At 46.8% G+C, this 6,977-nt stretch carries 9 protein-coding genes; all 9 read right to left on the bottom strand.

The features are described 5' to 3' along the window. Positions 1 to 64: 64 nt before the first annotated feature. The 9 genes from dusB to cysK all read right to left on the bottom strand — a co-directional run bounded on the left by dusB (position 65) and on the right by cysK (position 6,958). A complete protein-coding gene (gene dusB, locus C1T29_RS00675) occupies positions 65 to 1,066 on the bottom strand; it encodes a tRNA dihydrouridine synthase DusB (RefSeq protein ID WP_020449833.1) in 1,002 nt (333 codons plus the stop codon). Positions 1,067 to 1,082: 16 nt separating this feature from the next. Next, the gene (locus tag C1T29_RS00670; RefSeq protein WP_031304995.1) at positions 1,083 to 1,292 is read right to left on the bottom strand and encodes a helix-turn-helix domain-containing protein; all 210 of its coding nucleotides are present in this window, start codon (positions 1,290 to 1,292) and stop codon (positions 1,083 to 1,085) included. Beyond that, positions 1,244 to 1,744, bottom strand: coding sequence for a 2-amino-4-hydroxy-6-hydroxymethyldihydropteridine diphosphokinase (gene folK / locus C1T29_RS00665; protein WP_020449832.1), 501 nt, complete (start codon positions 1,742 to 1,744; stop codon positions 1,244 to 1,246). Before folK ends, C1T29_RS00670 begins: the two co-directional genes overlap by 49 nt. Then, the gene (folB, locus tag C1T29_RS00660; RefSeq protein WP_023855968.1) at positions 1,741 to 2,103 is read right to left on the bottom strand and encodes a dihydroneopterin aldolase; all 363 of its coding nucleotides are present in this window, start codon (positions 2,101 to 2,103) and stop codon (positions 1,741 to 1,743) included. The genes folK and folB overlap by 4 nt, the downstream gene beginning before the upstream one ends. Next, positions 2,096 to 2,953: a dihydropteroate synthase gene (gene folP / locus C1T29_RS00655; protein WP_208945585.1), complete on the bottom strand. Its 858-nt coding sequence runs from the start codon at positions 2,951 to 2,953 to the stop codon at positions 2,096 to 2,098. Before folP ends, folB begins: the two co-directional genes overlap by 8 nt. A 5-nt stretch (positions 2,954 to 2,958) precedes the next feature. Beyond that, on the bottom strand, positions 2,959 to 3,828 hold the full coding sequence (pabC, locus tag C1T29_RS00650) for an aminodeoxychorismate lyase (protein WP_208945584.1): 870 nt from the start codon (positions 3,826 to 3,828) through the stop codon (positions 2,959 to 2,961). Beyond that, a complete protein-coding gene (gene pabA / locus C1T29_RS00645; protein WP_023855970.1) occupies positions 3,825 to 4,409 on the bottom strand; it encodes an aminodeoxychorismate/anthranilate synthase component II in 585 nt (194 codons plus the stop codon). The genes pabC and pabA overlap by 4 nt, the downstream gene beginning before the upstream one ends. Continuing rightward, entirely contained in the window at positions 4,406 to 5,836 is a 1,431-nt protein-coding gene (locus C1T29_RS00640; protein WP_025809565.1) for an anthranilate synthase component I family protein, read from the bottom strand. Before C1T29_RS00640 ends, pabA begins: the two co-directional genes overlap by 4 nt. A 198-nt stretch (positions 5,837 to 6,034) precedes the next feature. Continuing rightward, a complete protein-coding gene (gene cysK, locus C1T29_RS00635) occupies positions 6,035 to 6,958 on the bottom strand; it encodes a cysteine synthase A (protein ID WP_020449826.1) in 924 nt (307 codons plus the stop codon). Between the last annotated feature and the right edge of the window lie 19 nt (positions 6,959 to 6,977).

Genomic DNA, 6,977 nt, shown 5'->3' with positions numbered 1-6,977 from the left:
TTAGTCTTTCAGGAAAAAAGCAGAAAAACTGCCAGTGAAAACTGGCAGTGAGCAGAGGTCGGATTTATCCTACTTTTGCATCCTGAAGCTCTTTTGCCTCGGCTTCAATCGTAAACGCGTCTAAAAGCTGAACGAGCTCATCCCTCGTTTCGCAATGATTAATTTCATTCCGGACCTTTGCGTTTCCTCTTATGCCTTTTAAATACCAGGCTGCGTGCTTTCTCATTTCGCGAACCGCAACATTTTCGCCTTTCAGTCCGATTAATCGGTCAAGGTGAAGTTTGCAGACAGACATTTTCTCACGCACTTTCGGCTCATCTTTCAATTCGCCTGTTTCTAAATAGTGAACCGTACGGTAAATCATCCACGGGTTACCCAGCGCTGCACGGCCGATCATGACACCGTCAACCCCTGTTTCATCAAGCATGCGTTTTGCATCTTGCGGAGTTTTGACATCACCGTTTCCGATTACCGGTATTGAAACGGACTGCTTCACTTCTTTGATAATATCCCAATTTGCCGTTCCTTCGTACATTTGCACGCGGGTCCGCCCGTGAAGAGCGACCGCTTTTCCGCCTGCGCGCTCTACAGCTTTCGCATTCTCAACGGCAAAGATATGGTCTTCATCCCAGCCCATTCTCATTTTTACGGTCACCGGCTTGTCAACAGCCTCCACTACTGCAGAAACCATTTCATAAATTTTATTCGGATCAAGCAGCCATTTGGCTCCTGCATCACATTTTGTAATCTTTGGCACCGGACATCCCATGTTTATATCAATAATATCCGCAGTTGTGTTTTGGTCAACAAACCTCGCCGCTTCGACAAGCGTTTCTTTTTCGCCGCCGAAGATCTGCAGGCTGAGCGGTTTTTCACGTTCATCGATATAAAGCATTCCCATCGTTTTTGCATTATTGTAAAGGATCGCTTTATCGCTGACCATTTCGGCGCAGACCAAACCCGCTCCGAATTCCTTAACCGTCAAGCGGAAGGCGGAGTTGCAGACACCGGCCATCGGCGCAAGCACAACCCTGTTTTTTAATTCTATATCACCGATTTTAAACATTTTTAGTCCTCCTTTCTTATTCTTCTGATGGAGATAATTCCTCCACTGTTATATTTAAAGTATTGGCTACATCCCTGAGCATGCTCTCCGACGGCATACGATTCCCGCGTTCTACTTCACCAAGCACAGAAACGGATATACCCAATGCTTTTGCAAACCCTTCTTGAGTATAACCCTTCAGCTTTCGATATGCACGAATTCGTCTACCCCAGATTTCTGCTTCCATACTCTTACACCTTCTTGATTTTTCGCATGATTGACAGCTCCCTCAAGCTCGGGATAAATCTCCAGCAGCGGGATGAGCACAAACAAACGTTCGTGCATTCTAGGATGAGGAACGATAAGTTGCTCTGTCTCAATATTTTCACGATTATACAACAAAATGTCAAGGTCTGCAGTTCTCGGCCCCCATCTGATGTCGCGTTTGCGGCCGAGTTCTTTTTCAATACGCTGAGTCAAATCAAGCAATTCAAACGGTGAAAGAGATGTTTTAACAGCTGCAGCCATGTTTAAAAATAGATCTTGGTCTGTATACCCGACAGGATCTGTTTCATAAATCGACGAGATGTCTGTCACCTGTACAGACGGATGTTGATGGAGGAGAGAGACAGCTTTTTTTAAATATTCTTCCCGCTGGCCGATATTCGAGCCGAGCGCTATATATGCCGAATTGTTCATTGTCGTTTCCTCGTCATCTCGATGGCCACCGATTTATAGTGTCCCGGTATAGGCGGGTCAGGCTTGACGACTTTGACCGTGCATTCCTGAACCGCTTCAAAATGCTTCAGCACTTTTGCGGCAATCGTTTCTGCGAGGGTCTCCACAAGGTTGACCGGCTCTCCCTCCACAACCTCTTTGCACAGCTTATACAAATCAGCATAATTAATGGTGGCATCAATACGATCCGTTTTTCCGGCTTCGCTTAAGTCTAGAAATGCTGTCAGATCAACGCGGAATCTTTGGCCAAGTTTGTTTTCTTCTTTGAAAACACCGTGATATCCGTAAAACTCCATGCCCTCTACATACACTTTATCGATGATAAACGCCTCCTTTATCAATCATGGCATCCATCATTTTTGCCATCCTGGAAATTTGCTTGACGTCATGCACCCTGACGATATCGCACCCTTTTTGAATACCGAGGCATACCGTCGCGCCCGTGCCTTCCGCCCTCTCCTCAGGCGGCAGATCCAGAACACGGCCGATAAATTTTTTGCGTGACGTCCCCAATAAAACCGGGTATCCGAGTTCGCTGAATTTCTCAAGCTGGTTCATGACCGCCAGATTGTCATGATACGTTTTGGCAAAGCCGATACCCGGATCAAGTACGATGTGATGATCTTGAACGCCTGCTGATTTTGCAATGCTCACACATTCCATCAAATCAGACAGCATGTCCGGGATCAAGTCCTTATAATTCCGTTCCTCGCGGTTATGCATCAAGATAATCGGCACATTATGAGCGGCCGCAACCCGGGCCATGTCATGGTCTGCTTTTGCTCCCCAGACATCATTGATAATCGCTGCACCGGCCTTAAGGGCTTCATCCGCCACTTTTGCTTTATAAGTGTCAACAGAAGACGGCACGTCGATTTCCTGAACAAGTTTTTCAATTACAGGTATGACCCTTGACAGCTCCTCATCAAGAGAAACCTTTTCCGCCCCCGGCCTCGTTGATTCTCCTCCGATATCAAGGATATGGGCGCCGTCTTCGATCATTTGCTTTGCATGAATAACGGCGCGGTCGATGCTGTTATATTTTCCGCCGTCTGAAAAAGAATCGGGCGTCACATTTAAAATCCCCATGATCAATGTTTTATCTTCATAAGACAATGTGTATTGCTTTGCGGTCAACTTCTTTGAACGCACCGCTGTTTGAAGCGCCATATCCTTCACCCTTTAATTGAAATATAGTCTTTTGCTGCTTTTCTATCGTTAGTGTATGCCTCTTGCAGACGTTTCGACAAATTTCCATCCTTTCCCGGAAATTGAGTGCTGCCGATTCTCCGGAATGGAACGATTTCCTGAACGGAATTGGTCATCCATGCTTCGTCCGCAAAGAGAAGCTCCTTTAAAGGGTATACCCCCTGCATAACTTCGATTCCCATATCTGCAAGGCGCTCGATGACATAACGCCGGGTGACGCCGCCTAATATGCCGGTATCAAGAGAAGGTGTATACACCCAACCGTCTTTTTCCCAAAAAATGTTGGAAATGATCCCTTCGGCTACAGCTCCGCCTTCGGTAAGAAAAATCCCTTCTTTGGCAGCGTCTGGTCCGAGCTCTCTTTTTCCGAACAGATTATTTAAAAAGTGATGTGATTTCAAGCGGAACGGACCTTCTGGCGTATTGCGTCGGACCTGTAAAATGACACCCTCCTTTTCAACCGGAATCGATTCAGGATGAAAAGGATTCATCATCACCATAACACCGGGTTTTTTGTATGAATCAGGAAAAAGACCTGAGTCACCGGGACCAGCAGATATATTTAAACGGACCTTGGCATTCAGATTTGGGGGCTGATTCAACTGAAGCAGCCTGTCAAGAATGGCAAGCACTTCGCTTTTTGTCAGCTCAAGCTCAATTCTCAGCTGTTCCAAAGCGTTGTTCAGTCTGTCCATATGCCAGTCTAAAAGGAAGGGCTCCCCTTCATAAAGGCGGAACGTTTCAAATACCCCGATTCCGTATAAAAAACCATGGTCAAAAGGAGAAAGTCTTGCTTCCTCCTCCTTCACATATTGACCATTCAGGTAAATGATCATGTGTTCACTTTCTTTCGGTAAGTCTCAATAAAATTCTTCAGCATTTCTTTTCCGGAGGCAGTCATAATCGACTCCGGATGGAACTGAACGCCTTCAATAGGCAGTTCTTTATGCCTGATGGCCATAATCTCCCCTTCTTCTGTCCAAGCCGATGTCACAAAACAACCGGGCAGCGTATCCGGTTTGACGATCAACGAATGATACCTCGTGGCCGTGAGCGGATGTTCCAAGTCTTTAAAGACCGTCAACCCGTCGTGCAAGATCTCGGAAGTTTTCCCATGCATTAACCGTTCCGCCCTGACGACATCGCCTCCGAAAACCTGGGCGATCGACTGATGTCCGAGACAGACCCCGAAAATCGGTATCTTCCCGGCAAAATGGCGGATCGCTTCAAGGCTGATCCCAGCCTCATCCGGACTGCAAGGACCGGGAGATATCATCAAAAAGTCAGGCGACATATCCTCTATTTCCTGAAGCGTGATCTCATCGTTCCGCTTGACGACTAACTCCTCGCCAAGCTCGCCTAAATACTGAACCAAATTGTACGTAAATGAATCGTAATTGTCGATCATTAGAATCATATCTCAGCTCTCCTCTGCTCTTTTTTCTCTTCTTCACTCAACTGCAGCGCCTTTTTCATCGCCAGGGCCTTTTTAATTGACTCTTTATATTCATGCTTAGGGTTGGAATCGATGACGATTCCAGCTCCGGACTGCATGAACGCCTGGCCCGCTTTCACATATATCGTTCGGATAACGATATTAAAGTGCATATCCTGATTATATCCGAACCATCCTATAGAACCAGTATAAAGCCCCCGTCTCGTCGGCTCAAGCTCCTCTATAATTTCCATCGTTCTAACTTTCGGCGCTCCTGTAATCGTACCGCCGGGAAACACGGCATGGATGACATCCACGGCATCGCATTCGTCCCTTAGTTCCCCGCACACATTAGAGACGATATGCATGACATGGGAATACTTCTCAATCACCATGAATTCATCGACCCTGACCGAACCGTACTTGGAGACCCTGCCGAGGTCATTACGCTCTAAATCAACGAGCATCACATGTTCGGCGCGCTCTTTTTCATTCATGATCAGTTCGTTCGCGAGCGCTTCATCCTCCGCTTCATCCGCCCCGCGGGATCTCGTCCCGGCAATCGGTCTTGTCTCAAGCCTGGTGCCCTTTTTCTTAATGAGCAGTTCGGGCGACCCGCAGATGATTTGAAAATCCGGGGTTTCCAAGTAGGACATGTACGGCGAAGGGTTGATTTCTCTTAACATTTTGTATACCTCATAAGGAGGCGCAGACAGGCGCTCCGACTGGCGAACAGAAAGGTTCACCTGAAATACGTCGCCGCTTGCAATGTATTGCTTCACCTTCTCAACAGCCTGAGAAAAGCCGGCTTCTGTAAATGAAGCTGCGAATGACGGGCTTTTATTATCATTTGATTGATGACCGCCAGCGGTCTTCGGATGTTCCGTCTTCCACATTTGCTCAAGCCTGTCCAGTTTCTCTTCCGAAGCGGCCGGCGATTCTTCAACGGTGTGGGTAATCACCCAAAGCTGCTGCTGCTTATGATCATAGACGGCTATATCATCAAATACGAGAAAGAATAAATCCGGCGTTTGCAGATCATCGATAGACAGGATTTTGAATTTCTCAATATATCGGGCATAGTCATAGCTTAGAAAACCGACAGCCCCGCCCTGAAAGTCGGGAAAATCTGCAACCGTCTCCGTTTTCAGCGTTTCAAACCACTGAGAAAACTGCTGAAACGGATCCCCCTCTTTGAATATGATGTCCCCTTTGTATTGAATCGTCGTGATGCCGTCTTTCCCTTTTGCTATTGCGACAGGGTCGAGCCCGGCTATGCTGTATTCTCCGCCTCTCGCACTTTCGAGCAGAACGCGGTACTGCTTTCCTTTCGACAGGCTTTCAAATTGCTCTAAAAACCGTTGATTGGAAAATGGGAACGCTCTGGCTACAGGCCTTCGTTGTCTCATCATATCATTCCTCTGCCGTTAGTCTAATGACCTTATTGTAATGCATATCTTTTTTCTAGGAAAAGAGAATTTCATTTCCAATATAGAAAAAAGTCCTTGAGCATGTTCACTCAAGGACACCGAGCTTTTAAAAGGGCTTCGCCCGTGAAAAACAAAAGGCCGCCGACATTGTCGGCAGCCTCCCGTTTCAACTGGAGCCTATTCAAATTGATAAAGAGGCGTGCTTAAGTATCTCTCTCCGTTACTAGGAAGAACAGCGAGAACTTTTTTGCCTTTCCCAAGCTTTTTAGCGACTTGAAGAGCAGCACAGATCGCAGCACCCGAAGAAATTCCTCCGAGAATTCCTTCTTCTCTCGCCGCTTTACGGGCAAATTCAAAGGCTTCTTCGTTTTTCACTGTGATGATTTCATCGTAAATTTCCGTATTCAAGATTTTCGGAACGAATCCCGCTCCGATTCCCTGAATTTTGTGCGGACCTGGTTTTCCTCCGGAAAGAACAGGAGAATCAGTCGGTTCCACCGCGAAAATCTTGATGGACGGATTTTTTTCTTTCAGGACTTCTCCGGCACCTGTTATCGTTCCGCCGGTTCCGATACCTGCAATGAATGCATCTAAACCGTCTCCGAATTGTTCGGCGATTTCTTTTCCCGTTGTGCGGCGGTGAACTTCTGAGTTCGCAGGGTTGTTAAATTGCTGAGGCATAAAATAGCCGTGCTCCTCAGCCAGTTCTTCCGCTTTTTTAATCGCGCCTTTCATTCCTTCAGCACCCGGAGTCAGCACAAGCTCAGCTCCATATGCACGCAGAAGGTTGCGGCGCTCAGAACTCATTGTATCAGGCATAACAAGAATCGCTTTGATGCCCTTCGCTGCAGCGACCATGGCAAGTCCGATTCCCGTATTTCCGCTGGTCGGTTCAATCAGTGTATCTCCTTCTTTCAGAAGGCCTTTCTCTTCAGCATCTTCTATCATGGCAAGCGCAATCCGGTCTTTTACGCTGCTTCCAGGGTTCATATACTCCAGTTTCACATATACTTCAGCACTGTCTTCATCAACTAGTCGATTTAATTTAACGACAGGTGTATTTCCGATTAAGTCATAAACAGAGTTTGCAACGCGAACCATTTGAACACCTCAATTTCCG

This window comes from Bacillus sp. MBGLi79 (assembly GCF_002953915.1).
The sequence above is the reverse complement of the archived record's forward strand: the minus strand, read 5'-3'. Positions and strand labels throughout refer to the sequence as shown.